Consider the following 21,787-nt stretch of genomic DNA (forward strand, 5'->3'; position numbering starts at 1 on the left):
TCATGCCGGGCAGCCTGCAAGACTCATACCTCGCCGAAATACGACGGCAAGGCGTTGCGGTCACGATCTATTTGGTCAACGGCTTCCAATTGCGCGGGGTCGTCAAAGGTTTCGATCCGTTCACGATCCTGATCGAATACGAGCGCAAGACGCATCTGATTTACAAGCACGCCGTCTCGACTATTTCACCGCAGGGTCCATTTTCAACACCGGGTGACGGTCCGGCGGCGACGCCGGAAGCCGCCGAGGCCACGACCTCGTAATGTCCGGCGTGGCCGTGACCAAGATGCACGGCACGTTCAACGACTTCGCCGTCATCGATGAACGCAAATCCGGTCAAATAGAAGATCCGGCCTCTTTCGCGCGCCGCATCTGCGATCGCCGCGGCGGCATCGGCTGCGACGGATTGATTCTCATTCAGCCTTCCACTGCAGCGGATGTATGGATGCGCATCTACAATGCCGACGGGACCGAGGCGGAGATGTGCGGCAATGGACTGCGCTGCGTGGTGCGTTACCTTTCCGAGCTCGGTGAAGGCGATCGCTTCCGCATTGAAACCATTGCGGGCATCATTCCGGCTCAAGTCTTGACTGCGGGCGATGTCTATCACGTACGTGCGCAGATTGGCGTGCCGCACATAAAACCCAAAGCTCTGCCGTTTCCGAACGCGGTCTACGTGGAAGTGGGCAATCCGCACGTCGTCATTCTTGAAAGCGCGCTCGACGTGCTGGATCTTGTTGCGGTTGCCGCGCAGCTGCAGCCACTGTTTCCCAGCGGCGTCAACGTGCATCTGGCCGTCGTCTTGGATGGCCAGACGCTCGATGTCCGGCACTGGGAGCGCGGCGTTGGACTAACGCAAGCTTGCGGCACGGGCGCCGCGGCCTGCGCCGCCGCGGCCATGCATCTCGGTCTGGCGAAAAGCCCGGTTGAAGTCCGCGTTCCGGGCGGCGTTCTCAGAATAGAGTGGGACGGCAAACACGAAGCCTTCCTGACAGGCCCGGCGGTTCGCGTCTTTGACACGACGATCGCGGCGCGGCATGCTGCACCCGTCTGACGATCTAGCAGTCTCCGTACGCGATGCCTTGCCGGCGGATGCCGAACGCCTGGTCACGCTCGCCCTGCAGCTCGGTTACGAGGTTCCGCTCGCGCACGTCGAGGCGATCTTGCGCTCGAGCGAGGCGGATCGCGCGATCATGGTGGCGGTCGTCCCCCGCGCCGGCGTGGTCGGCTGGATAGTCGTTACTCACCATGAGACGCTGATTGCCAGCCGCCGTGCGCACGTCGAAGGTTTGGTCGTCGAGGACGAATTCCGCGGCAATCGCATTGGGGCGCTGCTCATCGAAGCCGCCGAAGAGTGGGCGCGTAAACGCGGATGCACGACCCTGCGCTTGCTCTCAAACGTCATCCGGGAACGCGCGCACACGTTTTATGCCCGCCTCGGCTACGACGTGATTAAAACCGAATACGTTTTTCAAAAAAACCTGTGATCGGCCTGGCATACTGCGACAAGGCCGGTCGCATTTTTTACGACGAGAAGCGCGAGCCGCTGGCGGATGGCGGGATTGTCCGTCGCGTTGACGATGTGGAGTTACTGCCGGCGCCGCCGGGAGCCGTGCCGATGGTGCTGCCGGCCAGGCATCCGCGCCTTCGGGAAAGCGTTGCGCACAGGCGCCAAACGCTCGCGGTCATGCTGCCGGCCGGGTATACCCGCTTGCTGTTGCCCGCGTACGAGTGCGATGCGGACGCCCCGGCGTTGCCCTTGTTTGGCTATACATTCGCGTGCGCGATCGGCGAGCAGTTGCACGTTGCCGCGATGCGCACTGACGAAAGCGAAGACTGGCAGCCCCGCGATTTTAAACCAGGGCAGCTCGAAGATCTCGTTGAGAAGCGCCTAAAGACAGCAGAACAGAATCGCGTCCTGCGGCAACTCTCGAAATGCTCGCTTGAGTATCACTGCTTTACTGCGCAGAACGTATTTTTGGAACGTGGCGAAGCCGCATTGCCGGTTTCGCCAACCTGCAACGCGCGGTGCGTCGGCTGCATCTCCGAGCAAGAGCCGGATAGCGGCGTGCCGTCGCCGCAGGCTCGCATCGCCGAAGAGATGACCGCGCGCGAACTGGCGCAGATCGCCATTCATCATCTCGAGCGAGTACCGGACGGTATCGTTTCGTTCGGGCAAGGATGCGAGGGCGAGCCACTCTTGCGCTCGGTCGCGATCGCGAAGGCGATAGAACTCATCCGCCGCACGCGCGCGAACGGAACGATAAACCTGAACACCAACGGAAGCCTGCCGCTTGCGATGCAGCGCTGTATCGATGCCGGGCTGCAGTCGGTGCGGGTGAGCCTCAACTCCTTCAGGCCGGAAACCTACGCCGCCTATTATCGTCCGATCGGCTACGACTTGAACGACGTGTTCGCGTCAATACGAATCGCGTCGGCGGCCGGTTTGCGCGTCTCGCTCAATTTGCTGACGCACCCGGGCGTGACCGACGACGTCGCCGAGCTGGAGGCGATGCGCGCTTTCTTGCGGACGGTTAGGGTGGACATGATTCAAACGCGCACGCTCAACATCGATCCCGAATGGTATTTCGAGACAGTGGGGCGCCCGGCCGAAGTCGTCGGGATGCGCGAAGCGATCGCCGAGATGCGTGAGGCGGGCGTTCGCGTGGGCAATTTCACCCACACGCACTGACGATGCAACTCCCCCTGATCGCCGTTCTGCTGGTTGCCGGAATAATCGTCGGCGTCGTCTTTCCGGGGCGGCTGACGGATGTTTTCGGCGCGGCGACGCTCTACGTGTTTTTGCCTGCGCTGATCTTTGAAGGCGCGTGGCGCTTGGAGACGCCGATGATGCGGCGCATGTGGCGCCCGATCGCGCTGCTGGCCATTCCGGGAGTGCTTTGTACTGCGGGCATCATTGCGGTCTGCATTCATTACTTGGGCGGCGTCTCGTGGGTCTCCGCATTATTGCTTGGCGCGATTCTGAGCGCGACGGATCCGGTGGCCGTGCTGGCGATTTTCCGGCGCCTGCAGCTTCCGCCGCTGCTCACGACCATTGTGGAAAGCGAGGCCTTGCTCAACGATGCCGCCGCCGTTGTCGTCTATCGCGCGGTGCTTGCCTCCGCTGTGGCGGCAACTGCTGCCGCGCTTTGGCATGTTGCTTGGGACGCAGTTTTGGGAACCGTTCTGGGAATTGGGTGCGGCGTTGTCATTGCGTATCTCTTAGCGCTAGTGCTTCGCCGGTTCCCGTCTCCGGCCGCGTATGCGGTCCTTACGATGGCCGGAGGATACGGTTCATATTTTCTGGCCAATCGCTACGGCTGGTCGGGCATTTTCGCCGTGCTCGTTTTTGCGATAGCGCTTCGCTTGATTCAGACGAGGTCACTGAGCGCGGCGAATGCGGCGTTCGTCGGTAAATTCTGGGAAGGCATCGCGCTCGTCGCCAACGCGGCGCTGTTCTTTTTGATCGGAGCGGCGCTCGACCTGACGCAATTGGGGCCGGCCGTACCTATTGCGCTGCTCACTCTCGCAGCCGTCTTTCTCGCGCGCTTTGCAATCGTCTACGGCTTGCTGCACCTAGCACGCCCGCGTTTACACATCGCTTGGATGACCGTCGTGCGGCTGGCCGGCATCCGGGGAGCCTTGTCGCTGGCGCTGGCCCTCGCCGTGCCGGTGGCATTTGCCGACCGCGAACTGATCGTCGACGCGACCTTCGTGGTCGTGATCGTGACCCTGCTGGTAGGTTCGCTGACGATTGCTAGACGGCTGAAGTCAACTGTTTATGAATCGCATCCAGGATAATCTCGGTCGACGAAACGACCGTGACCGGATCTTGCGGATCGAGCGATTCGAATATCATTTTGTTGCGCGGATTGTTGACGCGCGCGATGCAGCGTGAGGTCGAGTTTTTCTTCGTAATGATGCAAACCACGAGGTTGTCCTCGTCGTCGCCCGTGTCGGCGATGACGACGTCGGCGCGTTTGAGGCCGGCCTGCTCGAGCACCAGCGGATCGCAGCCGTCCCCGATAACGGCGAAGTTCTGCCCGATCAATTGCTCGAGCATGCGCGCCTTGCGCTCCGATTTCTCGACGATGACGACCTCGTGTCCTTGATCGACCAAAGCGCGCGTCAGATACGATCCAACCTTGCCCCCGCCGACGATGAGGACGAACATTACACGACGCCTTCCGGAACGCGGGCGGTTTGAAACATCTGCGCGAAGTCGCTGATCGCCTCGGGCGCAACGATCGCGTTGATTTCATCCCCTTCGGCGAGAATCGTGTCGTTGGCGGGAACGCGCACACTCTTGCTCGTGCGGATGGCGGCAATGCGAATGCGGCCGGGTTTTTCGAACTCGGAGACGCGCTTACCGGCGTCGCTTGGCGGAACGATCGCGCTCAGCGAGGTCACAGCGCCAAAATCGAAGGACTGTAGCGTATCCCATGGCGCGTCCATCAAAACGTCGCGGATCATCTTCGCGCCGGTAGTTGTTGGACAGACCGTGTCGATTCCCAACTCGCGATACATCATGCCGCGCGTGGGGTCGTAGATGCGCGCCACGATCTTCTTGATGTGAAACATGCGTTGCGCGATGAGCGCCGCCATGACGTTGCGATTGTCGCCGTTGGTGACCGCGATGAAGCCGTCGGCCTGCGCGGCGCCGGCGCGCTTGAGAACGTCGTAGTCGATTCCGGTTCCGACCATGACGTGGCCTTTGAATTTCTGTCCCAAACGCTTGAATGCGTTCGGATCTTCGTCGACGACGATGACTTCGTTGTTGTCGGCGTCGAGGAGCTTCGCGAGGGTCGAACCGACGCGGCCGCAGCCGACGATGAGGTATCTCATGGGTGTTGGGGTAAACTTTTGGATAGCACGCGCGTTTCCCCGTTCGACACCCGAGCAGGAGGGGGAGGGGACCGACCGAACCTACGGGAGCACGAATTTCCGGGGCGTGGCTCAGCTTGGTAGAGCGCTTCGTTCGGGACGAAGAGGCCGCTGGTTCGAATCCAGTCGCCCCGAAATTCTTTTAAGAGGGCACCAGCTAAAGGGCACGTTGTTCGCAAAATTTAGCCCGGCATCAGGCCGCGTGCTGCGCGCGGCCGAACAAGAGTGCCGCAACCACAACCACTATTACATCGGCGTCGAGCACCTGCTCGTCGCTTTGGTACAGGAACCCGACGGCGCGACTTCCGAGCGCTTACGCAACGAGAGAATAGATGTCGCCGAAGTGCACGCCGAGATGCGCCGCTCGCTCGGCACCGGAGAGGATCGCAGTTGGGAAGGCATCCTCGTAACGCCGCGCGTGCGCAACATCGTAAGCATCGCGGAGAGCAAAGTTGAAGACCGCCTGATCGAACCCGTCGATCTGCTCGAAGCGATCGAGATCGAGGGTGGAAGCCGCGCGGCCGATGTGCTGCGGCGCGCGAAGATGCGAAACACCGTTCCAGCCGCCGAGTAGAATCTCGTCGTGCACGAGATCTCCCAGTTTTTTCTTCAGTTGGTCGATCACTACGGCTATTTCGGCTTGTACGTCGTCATGACGCTGGCAAACGTCGGAGCTCCGGTGGGAAGTGAGCTTGTCTTGCCCGCCGCCGGTGCACTGGCCGCCACCGGTCACCTTTCGAGTGTTTGGCTGACGATTGCGGTCGCGGTCGCGGGCGAACTCTCCGGTCAAACGATCGGCTACGCGGTCGGGCGCTACGGCGGACGCCCTTTTGTAGAGCGATTCGGGAAGTACGTGCACCTGGGGCACGCGGAAATCGAACGCGCGCACAGTTTTTTTGAGCGGTGGGGCAGTTTCGCGGTCTTCATTTGCCGGTTCGTGCCGTTCATTCGCGGCGTCGTCGGCGTTCCGGCCGGCATCGCGGAGATGCCGCTGGTGCCTTTTTACCTTTGGACGTTCTTCGGTTCGCTGATCTTTTGCGCAGGGTTCGTGCTGCTCGGCAGTTCGCTCGGCGCGCATGCGGGCGTTGTAGCCGAGGCTTTGCGGCGCTGGGCGATCGTGATCGCCGCCGTCGCGATCGTTGCCGCGGCGATCTATTTCATCGTCAGAAGCCGCTCGAAGAAAACAACCGCCTAAAACACCACGGCCGAATCGACCAGCGAACTCAAACCATTACGCCAGAGCGCGTATTGAAATTTTGTTGCGGCATTCATGGCCGCCGCGCCTATCTCCCCACTTGGTGTAATTGCGATCACCGCAGCTTGCGTCTGTTTAGTGGCGGGATTCGTACGCACCATCTGGCGCAGCACTTCCTCACAGGCCTCTTGCGGGTGCAGCCCGCGTTCCATTTGGAAGACGATGCGAGCGCTGGTGCAGTAGTTTGCCATGACGTCACCATCGCCGGTTGCGGAGGCTGCGCCGGCGTTGTCGTCTGCGAAGACGCCGCAGCCTACGAGCGGCGAGTCTGCCACGCGTCCCGGAATCTTCCAGGCGAGTCCGCTGGTCGAACAGCCCGAGACGACATGCGAGCCGTTCGCGCCGAGCATCCCGATCGTGTCGTGGTTCTCGCCGTCGATCCAGAAGGTGCGGTGATCCGGCGTATTCTTCCATTTCAGCCATGCGTCCAGGGCCTTGTCCGTGAGCAGTTGCTGCGGAACAAATCCCATCGCGATCGCAAACCGCAGCGCGCCGGCGCCGGCCATCGTCGTATGGCGCGTTTTCTCCAAAACCTGACGCGCAACCGAAATCGGGTTCTTTATTGTATGCAAGTTGCAAATCGCACCGGCCCGGTGGCGGGTGCCATCCATGATCGCCGCGTCGAGCTCCACCTCACCCTCGGCGTTCGGTAATCCGCCGTACCCCACGCTCGTAATCTCCGGGTCGTTCTCGGTTACGTTAATGCCTTTCTCGACGGCGTCGAGCAGCGAACCGCCGCTGACGTACACTTGCGCGGCTTGTTCATTCGCGGGCTTACCGTGCGGCCACGTCGAGATGAAGACGGCGCTGCGAGTGGCCGCGCCCACGCGTAGCGGCGTGCTTGCAACCTCGAGCGAGCCGAGCGCAGTCGCGCCGGCTACAGCTCCCAGAAAGGTTCGGCGATCCACGGGCTCCATGAAAACCTCCTTCGCGCCTGGAATAGTTTTACGTCGATGAACGCGCCGCCCGCTCCCCTCCCCGAAACGCTAGGACAGATTTCCGACTCGCCCGGCGTCTATTTGATGCTGGACAAACATGGCGACGTTCTGTACATCGGCAAGGCCGTGTCGCTACGCAATCGCGTCCGGTCCTACTTTCAGGAAAGTGCAGCGCACACCGCCCGCACGCAGGCTATGGTCGAGCGTGTCGTTGACGTGCGCACCGTCGTCGTAACCAACGAAGTCGAGGCGCTCATCCTCGAGGCGAACCTGATCAAGCGTTATCAGCCACCCTACAACGTGAGTTTGCGGGACGACAAGCGCTATCCATATTTAAAGGTAACGAACGAGGCATTTCCGCGCGTGCTTTTTACGCGCGTCGTAAAAAACGACGGCGCGCGGTATTTTGGGCCGTACACAAACGCGCATGGGCTGCGTGAACTCGTCGATCTCGTGCGGCTCGTCTTTCCGTTGCGCACCTGCCCCGAGCCAATCGACGGGCGGCGGCGCCGTCCATGCCTGCAATACCATATAAAACGCTGCTTGGCGCCGTGTGTTGGTTATCAGAGTGAAGAAGAATACGATCGGATGATCGAGGAAGTCGTGCTGTTCCTCGAGGGCAAACAAGAGTCGCTGCTTTCGCGCTTACAGCGCGAGATGGTGACCTCCGCCGAGTCGTACAACTTCGAAGCTGCCGCGCGACTTCGCGACCGCATTGTAGCCGTGCGCCGCGTTACCGAATCGCAAAAGGTCGTCTGGCGTTCGCGCATCGACATGGATCTGATCGGTCTCGCGCGTGCGCAAGGCCAGGCCTGCATGGAAGTCTTTATGGTGCGCGCCGGAAAGCTGCTGGCGCAGGAGCACTTTATTCTGGACGGCGTTGCCGACCAACCTGACGCCGAACTCTTCAGCCAGTTCCTTAAGCAGTTCTACACCGCGCGCACGGCGAGTGCGCCGCAGACGCCGGGCGTCTCGCCGCTGGCGAGTGTGCGCACCGCGCGCGGCGTCGAGTCGCCCGTGCCGCTGCCGAAAGCAAGAGCGGACGCGCGGCGTACTTCGGCGTCCGCCATTCCAAAAGAGATTCTCGTGCAAGCCACGCCTTCGGACGCCAGCGTGATCGAGGCATGGCTGACCGAGTTCAAAGGAACGCGCGTTCGCCTGCTGTTGCCGCGGCGCGGCGAGCGATTGCAATACTTGAAGCTGGCGCAGAAAAACGCCGAGCAGAACCTGAAAGCGTTTCTCGCGCACCAAGAAGTGCAGGAAACGGCGCAGGCACAGGCGCTCACCGAGCTGGCTGACGCGCTGGAACTTCCCGAGCCGCCGCACCGCATCGAGTGTTATGACGTTTCGAACATTCAGGGATCGAACGCGGTCAGTTCGATGGTCGTCTTCCAAGAAGGGCGCGCGAAAAAGAGCGACTACCGCAAGTTCAAAATTCAGTACGACAAAGGCCCGAACGATTTCGCGATGATGCAGGAGACGCTGCGCCGCCGCCTGCGGTATCTGCGCACGAAGACCGACATCGATGTAGCGAATCGAGAAGAAAACGGTGTCATCCTGAGCGGCGCGCAGAATGCGCGCCCAGTCGAAGGGCGCCCGAGCGAAGCCGAGGGCCGTACCAAGCTCATCGACGAGCTTGCGCGCAAAGAGAAGTTCAATAAGAAACCCGATCTGTTATTGATCGATGGTGGTAAAGGACAGCTCAGCGCGGTGCTGGAGGTAATCGAGGAGATGGATATGACGGGCCTCTCCGTCGCCGGCTTGGCCAAGGAAAACGAATGGCTTTACGTCCCGGGGCAATCGGAGCCGGTCGTGCTGCCGCCCAATTCCGCCGCCCTCCATCTTGTGATGCGCATCCGCGATGAGGCACATCGGTTCGCCGTCACCTATCACCGCACGCGCCGAGGAAAAGAGATGACGCGTTCGGCTATCGACGCATTGGCAGGGGTCGGTCCGGTTCGCAAGAAGCGCTTGCTGACTGCCTTTGGCTCCGCGGCGGCGATTCGCCGCGCCAGCGTGGACGAGATCGCGGCGGTAAAAGGCATGACGCCCGCTTTGGCCTCGCGAGTGAAGGCCGCATTAGAGAAGTCGCCTTAAAAGGAGTGACGATGCAACTATTGATTCGCCTGTTGATCAACGCGTTGGCTTTTTGGCTGATCGCGAAGTATGTGCCGGGATTTCACATGACCGGCAGCTTTTGGACGCCGATCATTGCTGCGCTCATCTTCGGTATCGTGAACGCGCTGATCCGCCCGATCGTACTGTTGATCACTTTGCCTCTGACGGTCGTGACGCTCGGTTTGTTCATCATCATCGTGAACGCGCTGATGTTCTGGCTGGTTACCTGGATCACGCCCAACTTTAAGGTTGACGGCTTCGTGCCGGCGCTGATCGGCGCGGTCATCATGATGATCGTATCGTACATCGTCAGCCACGTGTTCGCAGCTGAAGAAGGCCGGGCAGCCGCCTAACGTTTAGGCTTTGCGGCGAAATACGTCGGGTTGCCGTAGTCGCCGTAGAGCACGTCCATAGACTGACCGTTTGCTTCAACGTGCATGCTCACCGGGAGATCATGCGCGTTGATCCAAACGGTTTCGATTACGCCGCTCCGATCGACAAGGCGGTAACCCTCGACATTCATGCCATAAAGCGATTTGTGTCCGAGCGGCGTCACCGTAAAGAGTTGACGCACATCGGTTGAGCGATCGCCGCCGGGCTGGGTAGCGTAATCGAGGAGCAGCTGATTGTTCGAAACGCCGGCCGCCGCGACACGCGGTGCTGCCGACGGCGCCAGCTGGATGGTAGCCACGGCTCCGTTCGAAAATCTCTCTACTAGTTGTACGGATTGGACGCCTGAAAAGGCGGTTCGCATCTGCTCGATAGCCGAATACGGGTCGCCGGCTGCGCCGGCGGTCAGTGGGGCGAATGCCAGCAGCGCGAGGGTCAGTGCAGAGACCGTTCGCATGGTTGGTTCCTCCGTTTCCGGGGACTGCATCCAGCTCTTACCCACCCCGTGTTATACTGAACGGCGCCCCTTCGACAGGGCTCAGGATGACAACCAGTATGGGGCTGAAATAGGTTCGACGGGAAGATCCGCGATCAACGTAAGCAGGCGGAGTTGCGAGCACTCCTAAAACGATCGCAAGCGTTCTAAACGCAAATAACCAATACGCTCTGGCTGCCTAATCTAGGTTAGCCACCGGACGCAGAGAGTCGGCCCGAACTACTTTGCACTCCGGTCACGAACTCGGGCTGGCACGATCGACCGACTCTACAATCGTGTAAGAAACAGAGTCTGCTGCGAACGGTAATCCACGCTTTGAGGAGTACGTTCGAGTAAGGAAAATTCGAAGCTGAGCCTGGAGAAAGCTTTGGTCCGGCTTTTCGGACTCGGGGGGCAGCACCCCGACAGCTCCACCAATTTTCCAATTTTACAATTTTATGCCGCATCACAAGAATTCGATTTCTTGAGGAATTCCTGCGTTAAGCCCCCGTAGCTAATCCGGTTCTTAGACCTACAATACGATTGACCGCTAGCGGCCTAGAATTTTCTGCACTATCCTAATGAATGATCAAATCAGCACAATGAATTGGCTTCATTGTGCTGCTTTCTAGCTATATTTCAACAATAGCCGAATCGCGTCGTACTGTGCGGTCGTTATGTCGGCCCCTGTAGAGGGATCCCAGCCTTCAAGCACGGCCAGCCACTCGTGCCGCGCCGTCGTGAAGCGCTGCTCCATGGCTGCAATAACGCCTAACGCTAAATGGGGAACCTGGAACCCGCTGTCGCATTCGACCGAGTATCCGAGAAAGGTTTTTGCAGCAGCGATGTCGCCTTGCGCGGCCGCGTTCAGCCCCCGCTGCATGTTGTAGGCCGAGCCATCGTCGCCGAAAGTGGCCGCGTTAAAACGCGGAGGCGACACCGCGAACCTCACAAGCGCGTCTCGGAAACGGCCTTTCAAGACTAGCGAAGTCGCTGAATCGGAAGTCCGATACGGCGCGTCTTTCAGGATCCTTTGCCACTCCAATTTTGCTTCGTGGATTCGGTGCGCTCGGTAGAGCGCGTCGCTCAGCGGTAGCCTGTAGCCCACATCCGCTTCGTATCGCCGCAAGGTAGTTTCGCTAAGGGCGCGACGAAACGCAATTATCGCCTCGCCGTACCGGCCGTGATCCATAGCATAATGCGCGGCGTAGCTATCGTACCCCTCGGGGAGTGCATACTCATGTCGGACGCGCGGATCTGTCGGCGGTAGGAAATGAGCTGGTCGTTCAACGTCGGCGACGACGCAACGGTGAGCCGTTAGGTGATATCCAGACGCGAGCCGAGAGGCGTCCGGCGGCACCGGTTTTGGAAAGGTGATGGCAACGGCTAACAAGAGCGAGCTAAACAGAATCATTTGATAAAGACACTTGAAACGGCAAAACTCAAAAACATTGCGGCCGGCCTTCCAAATAACAATGCGGCGTCTTGCAAGGCCTATTGAGCCTCAAGGGTGCAAGTAAATGGCGTCTGTTTCATCAGATGGATCGGACCAGTTGACAATGATCTTGCAAACTGGGTTGCCAGGCGTTCCGCAATTCAGAGTATTGATCGGATTGTCGAAATATTGCTGCACCAGGCTCGCCGTGATGGGCGTAGTGCAGATAAGATTTGGGTTCGCGCTACCGCCGTTACCCGGGTCGACGCCCTCGCAAAGGTTGGCCGGAGAGGTCCATGCGATCAAGGGTGTCGTGTCGCATGGCGCGCTCGAGTGTTGCTGCTTACAGAGTCCAAAGAAGTCTCCCAGGTTGTAACTGTTGTTGCCCTGAGGCTCAGCTATACTCACAACACGCTTCACCTGGATGCCCGGATCAAATGACTTCCAACCCGTCGTGCCAATCAATTGAATTCCGAAGAAGTATGATGTGACGTACGAGCAGTCGGGCATGAAATCAAATAAATTGCAGCCCGAAGGAGTCATGCCAGCGTCCCACTGTACCGTCAGGTCCGTGCCATCAGTGCCGGAATAGAAGGCAAAAAAGCCGTTCGAACCGCTCGGCACAGTGGCACCTACGAACAGGCCCGGCACGCCTTGAACCAGATAGAAGAGGTTGTAATTATCGTTTTTCGGGCTGTATTGAAGCCCCGCGTCAACCGCAAAGCCGTCGCTGCCCCAGCCACCTGAGTAAATATATCCGGTGTCATAGGGGTGTCCGTTCAGCACGGTAAGGAACGAATCTTTACTAGGCAGATAAAGGTAACCCCCAAAGGCGCTGTATCCCGGCACGAACATTGTCGCGCGAAGAGCTCCCGTCGTTGTCGAGAACGAGTTCGTTAGAGGCCTTATTCCGCGGGGTATCTTCGGCGGTGCCACGATCGTCTCGCCGCTGGCGTTGGCTAATATCAAACCAGAAGCATCCACGGGTTGATAAACGTCCGTTTGCTGCAATAATTCGGGGCGAGAAGCGTAAAATTGTTTGCTCGCGGTCAGAAAAACCCAGTTTTGCGGTACGCCCTTATTTTTGAACTGCTCAAGGAAATGCTCGACCGCGACCTGATCTGCCTCTGACTTGAATGCGGGAAAAACCTCATTTCCAGCTGTCGAAGGCGGCGCAGTTACCGCGGGGACCGCTGACGCGGATTTCTGACCGCATCCACCCAATAACGTTAGAGCTGTTGCAGCAAGCAACGAAGCTGATACGCGAAAGCAATGAGACACTAGAACACCCCTTCTAAAACTAGGAACCGACAGCGCTAGTCGTGCTGCCGGCCATTCAGTGAGCTTATCGGCACTCAGGGGCCCCTTCTTAGAAGCCAGCCTGCTGTGCAGGCAAGCATGAATTGCATGGGCGGGAGCGCCGTCGGCGCCGATAGCGCACTGCGTTTGGGGCCCTAGCGGTCGCCCGGAGAGTACAGACCCGAAGTGACGCTCGCGTCCGGCCAATGTTGGCGCGAGCCAACATCGCGATTCTTTGTCCCGCCCATCGTTGCGTTGCTAGGGCTACCGACGCCCGTGACCTAAATACGCAAATAATCGGTAGGCCTCGAATTCTTGTATTAAGGGTGGCACCTTACGAGGAACGCATTCTTGTGTTAAGGGTCGATTCTTATGATGCCGCCCCAATTTTTCAATTTTCATCTGTTGGCCGGGTCACGTGACGTTCTCAATGAACGTTCATGGGTGACTGTGAGCGCGGGAAATACGTTGTGATCGCGGCGCTGTCGACTGTACTTCTGGCGGCGATATTCGTACAGGTCCCGCCTCCAAGCGGGGCGGACCTGAACGCTGCGCGTTTCGAGGCGCGTCCATGGCGCGCAAGTTTCCGCGGCGAAAAGATCGTTATTTCAAAGGATCCGTTGCAACAGCCTCGGCTACCATTTAGGCCGCCTCAGGAGAGCTGGACGGCCTCGCATTTTGCGGTGCCGAACGAGACACTGCACGTTCCCGGCTATTGGTTCGCGTCCTACAATGCCGGCGAATTCGGCGGCGACCTATGGGTGTACAACGAGGACGGTTCGGTAGGCCGGCGATTGTTGGGGCAACCAAGCTATGGCTTATTGCCTTATGGCGACGACGTGCTCGCCGAGAGCGGCGCTCGTTCGCCGTTTTTTTCGCCGCCGTGGCGAATCCATAGATTCGCTTTGCGTAACGGCGGCTGGCAAGAGATCAGCCACACCGACTTTCCGCTCAATGTTGTTGGACTAGTAAACTTGCGCGGGAAGTTTTATGGTATCGGGGCCGTTAGTTATAAGACCATCTCCCTGGTTACGCTGTCGCTTGCCGGAGAGATTCAGCGCTTGTGGACGCTTAACGGCGACTTGTCGCTGCGCAGCATAGCGATGTCGGCGGAGGGCGATCTGGCGATTGGGGCGCGTGGATATGTCATTCGACTACACCCTACGAGCAACGGTTTCGCAGCGACGTGGTACGCACCCAGCGATTGTGTGCGCTATTCTGCAGACGAAAATGAGGGCTTCGATGCACGCTGCATAGGAATGTTAGGCACGCGCTCATACGAGCACCATTATCAAGCGCCGCCGTTACGGTATGTGATCTCCCGCGACGGTAATTGGATCTTACCCTGTTGCAATAAAGAAGCGCTGCATTTCGTTGGCGGACGATGGACTACGACCACGGACGTCCCGCCCGTTAGCAAGCCATATTTCGAATCGATTGAGGCCGCCGGCGATGACTTGTTCGTGTACGATGCGCGCGGTGCGTGGGTCCGGCACCTAGGCGTTTGGTCAAAGGTCGGCTCGGAACTCGACTGTGGGCCCGTTCCGACGGTCGCGCAAACGGTCGCGTGGTGCTTTTTGAGTTCGCCGACAAATGCTACCGTCACCGGTTTCAGGGCGGACGGCTCATCGTTGAAGGTCGACGCGGGGCCTTCGGATTTGCTCGCGGCCGGTTTGGAAGATGACGCGTGGTTTTCGGAGCCGGGCAAACCCGTTTTGGGGCACATTTCTTCGGCGGGAGTTGTTCAAGGATTGACGGTTCAATCGCCGATTGCGTCGCTTTCGCGCGGCTCGAGCGCGATGTGGTTTACCGAGAGAGACCGTTTGCATTACGGCTACGTTGATGCAAAGGGCGCTGTACACGAGTTTGATCTATTTGCCGATTCGCCAGTTATTGCAATTCAAGGTGCGCGGCGAGGTGCGTGGATAGAATACTCGTTTCTTAATAGGCGGCTGTTCGTAAGACACGTTGCCGAAACGCAAAACGGGGTTGACAATCAGTATATCGGCGATATTCGCTCGTTTATAGTAGCGCCGGATGGAGCGGCATGGGCTCAAAGCAACAACGCGCAAACGATCGAGCGTTTAAGCGAGGAAGGCGACGCTACCCTGTATCGCGTCCCGTGCTTCGATCCAAATCTGCGCCTGTTTCACGCGCCGGAGAGCGGCGTGTGGTTCATTAGCAATCTCTCTCACTGCAGCGGGCTGATCGATCGCTCGGGAATTCACGTTCGCAGCCTTCCGCTTGTGGATTACGTTGAGTACAAGTGAGTAAGCGGCAGGAAATCGGCGAGGCTTAGATTGACACCTCGGACATGGTAACGGCTGCGGCAACAAGCAGCGAGGTGGCACGACTTCGCGCTCTTTACCTCGACAACATGGAGCGCATTCTCTGCAATTCAATCTATCCGGACCCAGGTTTGCAATTCGTGAGTGCGGACGGTTTGGACGACGCTGAAAGCCTTCGTCGTGAAGGACGCGACTGGCCCATCGTCGCGCATACCATGATCGGACTCCGGCGCATTCATCAACTGCGCAGCTGTGTCGAACAGGTTTTGATCGACGACGTACCCGGTGATCTGATCGAGACGGGGGTCTGGCGTGGCGGCGCCACCATCATGATGAGTGCGGTTCTCGCAGCCTATGGAGTCTCCGATCGAGTCGTGTGGGTTGCGGATTCGTTTCGCGGCTTGCCGGCACCCAATCCCGATAAGTATCCACACGACGAGGGACTCAACTTTGTTGATTTTGCCGAGCTGTCCGTTTCCGTAGAAGACGTAAAGGCCAATTTTCGCAAGTACGAGCTGTTGAACGATCGCGTGAAGTTTGTCGAGGGTTGGTTCTCCAAAACGCTTCATAGTATTGACGCCCGTGAATTCGCAGTGATTCGCCTTGACGGTGATCTCTACGAGTCAACGATGGACGCCCTAACTGCTCTGTATCCGCGCCTGTCACCGGGAGGGTTTGCGATCATCGATGACTATGGTGCCGTAGCCGCTTGCAAAGCAGCGACTGATGACTACCGGGAGACGAACGGCATCGTAGAGCCCGTGCAAACGATTGACTGGACCGGTGTCTATTGGCGCAAGAGGTGATTACGGCGCGAGTGCGCGCTGCGTCGCTTCGAGATAACCTGTACCGAAACGCCGGTCGGGCTCGAGATGCGCGCCTTCAGCCCATTCGTTCCAAGCGTTGACGAAGACGAGGCGATGCGCGGGGTCTGTAAGGCGCGCTTCGCTCACGAGCGCGCGCAACCACTTCTCGTAAGTTTCGGGACTTGCGCCGTGATAGACCGTCGCGCGATGCGCAAGGCGCGCCGTATTGTCCCAGCCGGCCATCGCGGTCCGATATGTTCGAAAGGGTCGTGGCGGCAGGCCGAGCTGCATTTCGACGGTGGCGCCATAATCAAAAATTTGTCCGCTGAAATTCGCATCGACCCCTGTCGCGTTGTACGGATCGCCGGAGAGGGCATCACCGTGCGGCGGAAACTCGACTGCCGCATCGAAGCCGAGCGGCCGTGGATCCTTCAGCCCGAACGTCAATGCGGCCACTAAGTGAAGGTCCGGCACGCCCCAGCGCCGTGCCGCCGCTCGCCAGCGCGCAGTGGCCGCTTGCGGATCGGGAATGTCGGTTGCTTTGTAGACGAGCAAGACCGGCGCCCCATTGATCCGCAGATAACGGCGGTCCAGAAAGTATGGAATCATTTCGTCGATCAGAGCACCGTCGAGTTCGGGACCGTATCGCTGCTCGATCAAGGATGCGCGTTCCGCGCCATCCCATTTACGCGTCCAGTTTTCGTTCGCCCAGCAAAGGCAAAACGGCAGGTCGGGTTCACCGCTTGTGAGCATCTCGCGAAGCGGGCGATCGAGTAGCGTTTTCGTGCCGAATGAATAGTAGTAGTAGCAAAAACCAGTGACGCCGTAACTGCGCGCGAGCGCGGCTTGTCGCAAGAGCGTTTCCGGGAGGCGAAGATCATAAAATCCTAAGCGTTCCGGAACGTGTGGTTGATAGTGGTCCGAATACTGTTTGCGGCCGCGCGCGACTTTGGTCCACTCCGTGAAGCCTTCGCCCCACCAGCGATCGTTTTCCGGGATGGGGTGAAACTGCGGAAGGTAGAAGGCGAAGAGCTTCACGTCCTCGGCGCGTTGCGGTTTCCCGTTCTGCGCGGCCGGTGCGCCGGCACGCCATGAGCGCCGGCGGATATGATCGGCGAGCGCGAAATCTTGCGCGCGTTCGTTACCGTCGCCGCGTTCGATAACGACGAAGCCTTCGTGTACCGCCATCCTACGAATCAGTGTGCGCGACGTGCCCGTCGCGGCAACCAAATCGTCGACCAGGAGTTTGAGGGACTCTTCGCCGGCCCAAAAGTTCTTGGGATCTTGAAATTCCGGCCAGTGCTCCCAGGCCCAGTCTTCGATGATATAGAGCCCGCCCGCCGGTAACAGCGGAAAGAGCGTCTCGAAACTCGCGCGTGTCGGCGCGTACAGGTGAGACCCATCGTCGATGACCAGGTCAACCTTGCCCCCGAGATCCTCGTCAACGATTTTTAGCAAGGTCGCGCGGTCAGCTTGGTTGACGCCCCAACGCGTGACGATCCGTTCGTGCAGTTTGCGGTCGTCCAGGTAGCGGCGGAAATACGGGCTGTCACCGCGCTCCAACAGGTCGATCGCGACCAGCTTTTCAGGACGGAGCGCTTCATACCAAAGCGCCGTGCTGCCGCCATCCCAAATCCCAATCTCGAACACGCGTTGCGGACGAAAGTCCGTCGAGGACCAAAAGCGGCTAAACTGCTCTAAGAGTTGACGATTCTTATAGAGCGCAAAATCGGCATCGTGGACCTGCGGGCTGGCGCCCGGCGTCTCGAAGCGAAAGATCAAATCGCCCAGCAATGCGCGATCGGATTCCCAGGTTAGGAACTCGAACAATCGGCCTCCGCGCGGGTGACGACGACAGGTGTGAGATCGCGGAAGGTCGCGTCCGGGGTGCGGTGTATGACCGCGATGCGATACGAACCGGCGGGAACGTCGTCGAGCGGCAGCCGCGCTTCAAAACCGCAGGCTAAGGGATAGCCGGGATTCTGCGCCGCGACGTGTTCGCACGAGAACCGCTTATGAATGGGAAAGACTCGGTCCCCTTTCCCGTCGCAGGACTCCAGCGCGATGAAGAGATCGACGAGCTCGGGAGGCGTGGCGCCGTCGTGAGCCCAGCCCACGAGGTGTGTGTCAGCATTGCGCAGCGCAACCGGTTCCATGACAGTGTGAAGCCTAGCGCCGCCGATGCCGTCGAGGTAGTCGATCGCTGCTTTTCCGCCTGACGCAGGCAAGTGACGGCTCAAGACGCGCACCCATTGTGCAACGCCGTTCTGTTGCTGATCGGTCTGTTCAAGGGAGGCTTCGATCGCAGCTTGTAACCGGCCGCGGCTGTGTTCGTGCGACGCCATGACTTGCTCTATCTCCTCAACCGTATGGGTGACATCGGCGCCGTTGTTGCCGGCGAGTGCATCCCGCAACCGCCGCACGAGCACGAGCCCGCTTAGCGGGCCGCGCGTAGCGCGCCGTGTTGCTTCGAGCGCGGCGCGATCGGTGCGCTCGTCCGGCTCGAGATATGCACCGTTCGACCAATCATTCCAGGAGTCGAGAACGACGACGTGATCGCCATGCTTGCGCGCCGCGCCAATTGCCGCATGCAGCCAATGTTCGTACGCTCCTAACGCCTCGGAGTCGCTTCCGTTGCGATCGCAGCGGACTGTGTGAATCGTTCGATAGGCGCCCCGGGCTGCTGTAAGCGACGATGCGATTCCCGCCACGCCGTTCTGTACGGGCGGCGGCTCCAAGAACGAATCGAACCCGTAGTCTTCAGGGACGCTGTCCGAGCCAACGTTCATGGTGCAAAGGTGAAGGTCGCCCAATCCCGTGCGCTGGGCTTCCTTTCGCCAGGCTATGGCAGTCGCGCGCGGTTGGGCCAAGCGCTCGATGTGGGCGACGAAGATCGGTAGGCGGTTTTCGATTCGCAAGTAGCGGGAATCCGCAAAGGCCGGCGCGAGATTCTCGAAAATCAGCATGGCAGCTTCCACGTCGACCGGTTGGGACGATTCGATTTCAAGCATCAGTGCGAACGGGAAATGGGGCCGCCCACTCGACAGCATGGCTCGCAGCGGGGCGTCCCAGTGCGGTCCCCGATCCCAAAAATAGCGATAAACGAACGCGTCGATGCCGTGCCGAGCCGCGAGTTCAGCTTGCGCCTCGCGAGTTTCGGCGACGCGGGGATCCGCGAAGCCGAGTGCGGTTGGAAGCGGTCGCGGCGGATCCGAGTCCACGAGATGTATCCACGCACTTTCGCCCGGGTCTCCGTTCTCGGCGGCATAGCAACGCGGATCGTACAGCGCGATGAGCGAAACATCGCGGGCGACTTTGGGAGCAGCCGGAGTTGTTGAGACTACGATCCCGGGCTTACGAAGCACGGCCAGCTCTTGGCCGAAATTCGGCGACTCGAAGGGAAGCGCGAGCACTTCCAAGCCTGCGGCTTCAATCTCACGACGAACGACATCGGCCGTAGCGAAGGTGACGCCATAGTGCGGTTCGTTGCCGTACTGCGACGTCAGGGAAGCGAAGCCGAAACCGTCTTCCCCAACGCGGCGGACGACCTTATCTTTTAATTCGGCAGAGTAGTCGCCGTAATGCGCCATCTCGCCGGCCAGCCACAGCGGCAAACGCCGTTCCGAAAGATAGGTGAATGCGGCGACGCCGCCTGGGCGCAACATGCGGGCCCAGGCTCTCAACGACCGCCGCCAGTGATCGAGCGTCGTGTGCGTCAGCAGTGAGAAGCAGACGATCGCATCGAGGTCTACCGGTAGCGCGTCCTCTTCGGGCCGCCAGCCCATTATGACCGGCAGCGCGCCCAACTCGTCGGCGCAGAATTGAACGGCCCCAGGATCGATGTCGCATGCATACACGGCGGCATCCGGAAGCGCCGCCCGCAAGGCACGCGTGATCCGGCCGTAGTGCGAGGCGACGTCGGCGACTGCGCGACTGTTCACAAGTCCGTCGTGACCGTTCTCGCGCAACACGGTGTCGATGTCCACAACGGCCTGGACGGCGGAACTAAAATACAATCCTGTTCCGTACTGTTCGAAGCCCGGAAAGATGTAGTCCATATCCGAAACGCTGCGGTTTACTCGCGTCAGGATTTCGTCGGCTGCGAGAGCAGTATCGGGACCGGTGGGAGTGGTGTGGAGTCGAGCCTCCGTCCATTCTATGCCCGCCGAGCGTATAAGCGCGAAGAGCTCGGGAATGGCTTCGCGCATGTTTTCATTCCGGCTCGCATCCAAATCATTCGTGAACTTCATAAAGTTTTCAAACGCCGTTGGGTCGAACGCGTCGTTTGTTGAGCTAAGTGCATCTCGGAACGTACGTACGACGTCTACATTGTGCGGTTTGCACTCGCTGTCGAGATAGTTCTGCAAACGCCGCTCGGCGATGCGGCGAACGCTTGGAGGCAGGCACGTAGGGGCGAGCCACAGTGGTTCGTTCGCAATATTGAACCATAAGCGAGTGTCGCGTTCGTCGAGAACACGAAAGAGCCTGACGAGATCAAGCGCGTTGTAATTTTGTAACGTCGGAACGACGCCCAGGTTCACGCCCGGGATCTCACGCAAAACATCCAGCGTAGCGAGCAGTCGCGACCAGCTGGCGCCGTTGCGCATGTACTCGTACACCTTACCGTAGGCGTCCACGCTAACCGTCAGATTGAAGCCGCGAAAGTTCGGCGCGAGCTCGGCGAGCATCGGATGATCTTGCTGCCCGTTCGTGCACAGCGCGGCGTACGTGCGCTTCGAAGCTCCGCGCTCGACGAGGGACGTTAGTAACTGCCAGACGCTTGGAATAAGGAACGGTTCGCCACCCATCACCGTGAGAAACACGTCGGTCTCGGCGGCAGACTTCGCGAGCATATCCGCTAACGCGTCTGTATTCTTATACCATGCCGAACCATTTATGCGGATCGGGCGGGACACGTCCGCTCCGCCGACCCATGCTGAATGGATGGGGTCGGCAGCAATGCGCGTGCTCAGGAAGCCGGAGCAGCTGCGGCACTTTAAACTGCAAACGCTGCCCATTTCTAAGACAAAATGAGTGGGCGGGGAATCCAGCTTGTATCCGGTAGCCGCGCCGACTTCGGGCAATTTCTCGAGTTGGTAGGCCGCGTGATCGCGGTAACCGGCGTTCATTAAGAGACGCCGGCTCATGCCGCCTTCCGACTCGCGTTTCCAGCAGGCGCCGCACGCCTCCGGCCTCTCGCCCGCCGCCATCGCGGCGCGAACGTTGACGATTTCGGGCGCATTCCACAAACTTTCGAGGGAATCACGCCCGATGTGGCCGACGCCACCGTCCACAGTCATCGGTTCATGAATTTCGCAGCAAAAAGTTACTGCGCCGTCGGGTTGGACGACAAAATTGGTCCAGGGGATGATGCAGACGGTGTTGGACAATCCCACGTCCCGATCGAAGATAGAGTAACGTAAACTACGGCCTTTTCGAAAAGACCGGAGAGCCCAAGACTGTTCTCAGCCAGCCGGAAGTCTCCCCTCGCCCGGAGCTACCAGCTCAGTCCGCCGTTCGAGTGCTCCCTGATTGTCTTGTCGATATCGCCTGAGCTCTTGACATTGTTGTCGCGTAAGTGCCAAATTCTGCCGCTGTTTTGGCAGTTGCTGTTCTTTCGAGCTTCGCCTTTCAGGCTCTTGATAAAATTGCCGCCGCTGGATTTGTACCACGTTTCCGTGCTCTGTGGCTTAAGGCAGAGCGTCTTTGCGTTCTTTCCGCTACCGGCTTCATAGAACGTTATCCAGACGCTGAAGCCTGTCGGATTATGAAAGGTAAAGTTTTGTGCTGCAACCGCTGGAAGTATTAAGGAAATGGTTAGAATAGCCAGCACACACACCGCAACAAGAGACCTTCGCATCGGTGCCTCCTTTGAGCTCCAGGCTATTCTGGAGCCCGC

General features: G+C 59.3%; 20 protein-coding genes, 1 tRNA gene and 1 other RNA gene. 13 read left to right on the forward strand and 9 right to left on the reverse strand.

The features are described 5' to 3' along the window. The first annotated feature begins 2 nt into the window (after nt 1–2). From hfq to VFO29_02665, 5 genes are read left to right on the forward strand one after another with little or no spacing between them, the layout of a single operon-like run. Nucleotides 3–263, forward strand: a complete 261-nt coding sequence (gene hfq, locus VFO29_02645) for an RNA chaperone Hfq (protein HET9392414.1) — start codon at nt 3–5, stop codon at nt 261–263. 8 nt (nt 264–271) lie between these two features. Next, nucleotides 272–1,054, forward strand: a complete 783-nt coding sequence (gene dapF, locus VFO29_02650) for a diaminopimelate epimerase (protein HET9392415.1) — start codon at nt 272–274, stop codon at nt 1,052–1,054. Next, nucleotides 1,038–1,487, forward strand: coding sequence for a GNAT family N-acetyltransferase (locus VFO29_02655; GenBank protein HET9392416.1), 450 nt, complete (start codon nt 1,038–1,040; stop codon nt 1,485–1,487). The genes dapF and VFO29_02655 overlap by 17 nt, the downstream gene beginning before the upstream one ends. Further along, nucleotides 1,484–2,692 carry a radical SAM protein gene (locus tag VFO29_02660; GenBank protein HET9392417.1) on the forward strand — a complete coding sequence of 403 codons (1,209 nt, stop codon included), beginning with the start codon at nt 1,484–1,486 and terminating at the stop codon, nt 2,690–2,692. Before VFO29_02655 ends, VFO29_02660 begins: the two co-directional genes overlap by 4 nt. Nucleotides 2,693–2,694: 2 nt before the next feature. Next, nucleotides 2,695–3,801 carry a cation:proton antiporter gene (locus VFO29_02665; protein HET9392418.1) on the forward strand — a complete coding sequence of 369 codons (1,107 nt, stop codon included), beginning with the start codon at nt 2,695–2,697 and terminating at the stop codon, nt 3,799–3,801. Here VFO29_02665 and VFO29_02670 read toward each other — a convergent pair. Next, nucleotides 3,758–4,174: an NAD-binding protein gene (locus VFO29_02670; GenBank protein ID HET9392419.1), complete on the reverse strand. Its 417-nt coding sequence runs from the start codon at nt 4,172–4,174 to the stop codon at nt 3,758–3,760. The two genes, VFO29_02665 and VFO29_02670, sit on opposite strands and share 44 nt — an antisense overlap. Then, the gene (locus VFO29_02675) at nt 4,174–4,845 is read right to left on the reverse strand and encodes an NAD-binding protein (protein ID HET9392420.1); all 672 of its coding nucleotides are present in this window, start codon (nt 4,843–4,845) and stop codon (nt 4,174–4,176) included. Before VFO29_02675 ends, VFO29_02670 begins: the two co-directional genes overlap by 1 nt. 100 nt (nt 4,846–4,945) lie before the next feature. On the opposite strand from VFO29_02675, the gene VFO29_02680 reads away from it, so the two are divergent. From VFO29_02680 to VFO29_02690, 3 genes are all read left to right on the forward strand, one after another. Beyond that, nucleotides 4,946–5,019: transfer RNA gene (locus VFO29_02680), tRNA-Pro, on the forward strand. Nucleotides 5,020–5,053: 34 nt separating this feature from the next. Continuing rightward, on the forward strand, nt 5,054–5,458 hold the full coding sequence (locus VFO29_02685; protein HET9392421.1) for a Clp protease N-terminal domain-containing protein: 405 nt from the start codon (nt 5,054–5,056) through the stop codon (nt 5,456–5,458). Nucleotides 5,459–5,467: 9 nt separating this feature from the next. Further along, the gene (locus VFO29_02690) at nt 5,468–6,079 is read left to right on the forward strand and encodes a DedA family protein (GenBank protein ID HET9392422.1); all 612 of its coding nucleotides are present in this window, start codon (nt 5,468–5,470) and stop codon (nt 6,077–6,079) included. Here VFO29_02690 and VFO29_02695 read toward each other — a convergent pair. After that, nucleotides 6,076–7,056 carry a N(4)-(beta-N-acetylglucosaminyl)-L-asparaginase gene (locus VFO29_02695; GenBank protein HET9392423.1) on the reverse strand — a complete coding sequence of 327 codons (981 nt, stop codon included), beginning with the start codon at nt 7,054–7,056 and terminating at the stop codon, nt 6,076–6,078. The genes VFO29_02690 and VFO29_02695 overlap by 4 nt on opposite strands. A 36-nt stretch (nt 7,057–7,092) precedes the next feature. Here VFO29_02695 and uvrC point away from each other — a divergent pair, with 36 nt between their 5' ends. Together uvrC and VFO29_02705 are read left to right on the forward strand one after the other, a co-directional pair. After that, nucleotides 7,093–9,174, forward strand: a complete 2,082-nt coding sequence (gene uvrC / locus VFO29_02700; GenBank protein ID HET9392424.1) for an excinuclease ABC subunit UvrC — start codon at nt 7,093–7,095, stop codon at nt 9,172–9,174. An 11-nt stretch (nt 9,175–9,185) separates the two neighbouring features. Further along, entirely contained in the window at nt 9,186–9,548 is a 363-nt protein-coding gene (locus VFO29_02705; GenBank protein ID HET9392425.1) for a phage holin family protein, read from the forward strand. Here the strand turns inward: VFO29_02705 and VFO29_02710 are convergent. Continuing rightward, complete coding sequence (locus tag VFO29_02710) at nt 9,545–10,042, reverse strand: hypothetical protein (protein HET9392426.1); 498 nt, start codon at nt 10,040–10,042, stop codon at nt 9,545–9,547. The two genes, VFO29_02705 and VFO29_02710, sit on opposite strands and share 4 nt — an antisense overlap. Nucleotides 10,043–10,142: 100 nt before the next feature. Here VFO29_02710 and ssrA point away from each other — a divergent pair. Further along, nucleotides 10,143–10,497: a transfer-messenger RNA gene (ssrA, locus tag VFO29_02715) on the forward strand. Nucleotides 10,498–10,688: 191 nt separating this feature from the next. Here ssrA and VFO29_02720 read toward each other — a convergent pair. Together VFO29_02720 and VFO29_02725 are read right to left on the reverse strand one after the other, a co-directional pair. After that, nucleotides 10,689–11,012, reverse strand: coding sequence for a hypothetical protein (locus VFO29_02720; GenBank protein HET9392427.1), 324 nt, complete (start codon nt 11,010–11,012; stop codon nt 10,689–10,691). A 552-nt stretch (nt 11,013–11,564) separates the two neighbouring features. Next, nucleotides 11,565–12,746, reverse strand: a complete 1,182-nt coding sequence (locus tag VFO29_02725) for a hypothetical protein (GenBank protein ID HET9392428.1) — start codon at nt 12,744–12,746, stop codon at nt 11,565–11,567. Nucleotides 12,747–13,477: 731 nt separating this feature from the next. Here VFO29_02725 and VFO29_02730 point away from each other — a divergent pair. After that, nucleotides 13,478–15,064, forward strand: a complete 1,587-nt coding sequence (locus VFO29_02730) for a hypothetical protein (GenBank protein ID HET9392429.1) — start codon at nt 13,478–13,480, stop codon at nt 15,062–15,064. A 74-nt stretch (nt 15,065–15,138) separates the two neighbouring features. Beyond that, nucleotides 15,139–15,888: a TylF/MycF/NovP-related O-methyltransferase gene (locus tag VFO29_02735; protein ID HET9392430.1), complete on the forward strand. Its 750-nt coding sequence runs from the start codon at nt 15,139–15,141 to the stop codon at nt 15,886–15,888. Here VFO29_02735 and VFO29_02740 read toward each other — a convergent pair whose 3' ends face one another. The 3 genes from VFO29_02740 to VFO29_02750 form a co-directional block, all read right to left on the reverse strand. After that, a complete protein-coding gene (locus tag VFO29_02740) occupies nt 15,889–17,718 on the reverse strand; it encodes a glycoside hydrolase family 99-like domain-containing protein (protein HET9392431.1) in 1,830 nt (609 codons plus the stop codon). Then, nucleotides 17,703–21,284 (reverse strand): twitch domain-containing radical SAM protein, encoded by a 3,582-nt coding sequence (locus VFO29_02745; GenBank protein ID HET9392432.1) that lies wholly within the window; start codon nt 21,282–21,284, stop codon nt 17,703–17,705. Before VFO29_02745 ends, VFO29_02740 begins: the two co-directional genes overlap by 16 nt. Before the next feature lie 101 nt (nt 21,285–21,385). Then, complete coding sequence (locus VFO29_02750) at nt 21,386–21,721, reverse strand: hypothetical protein (GenBank protein ID HET9392433.1); 336 nt, start codon at nt 21,719–21,721, stop codon at nt 21,386–21,388. Between the last annotated feature and the right edge of the window lie 66 nt (nt 21,722–21,787).

It is taken from the genome of Candidatus Rubrimentiphilum sp. (genome assembly GCA_035710515.1).
Classification (GTDB): Bacteria; Vulcanimicrobiota; Vulcanimicrobiia; order Vulcanimicrobiales; family Vulcanimicrobiaceae; genus Rubrimentiphilum.

Coding starts and splice junctions, on each gene's coding strand:
- VFO29_02675 (HET9392420.1), bottom strand. CDS start 4,845: ATGAGATACCTCATCGTCGGCTGCGGCCGCGTCGGTTCGACCCTCGCG.
- VFO29_02705 (HET9392425.1), top strand. CDS start 9,186: ATGCAACTATTGATTCGCCTGTTGATCAACGCGTTGGCTTTTTGGCTG.
- VFO29_02655 (HET9392416.1), top strand. CDS start 1,038: ATGCTGCACCCGTCTGACGATCTAGCAGTCTCCGTACGCGATGCCTTG.
- VFO29_02695 (HET9392423.1), bottom strand. CDS start 7,056: ATGGAGCCCGTGGATCGCCGAACCTTTCTGGGAGCTGTAGCCGGCGCG.
- VFO29_02710 (HET9392426.1), bottom strand. CDS start 10,042: ATGCGAACGGTCTCTGCACTGACCCTCGCGCTGCTGGCATTCGCCCCA.
- VFO29_02665 (HET9392418.1), top strand. CDS start 2,695: ATGCAACTCCCCCTGATCGCCGTTCTGCTGGTTGCCGGAATAATCGTC.
- hfq (HET9392414.1), top strand. CDS start 3: ATGCCGGGCAGCCTGCAAGACTCATACCTCGCCGAAATACGACGGCAA.
- VFO29_02670 (HET9392419.1), bottom strand. CDS start 4,174: ATGTTCGTCCTCATCGTCGGCGGGGGCAAGGTTGGATCGTATCTGACG.
- uvrC (HET9392424.1), top strand. CDS start 7,093: ATGAACGCGCCGCCCGCTCCCCTCCCCGAAACGCTAGGACAGATTTCC.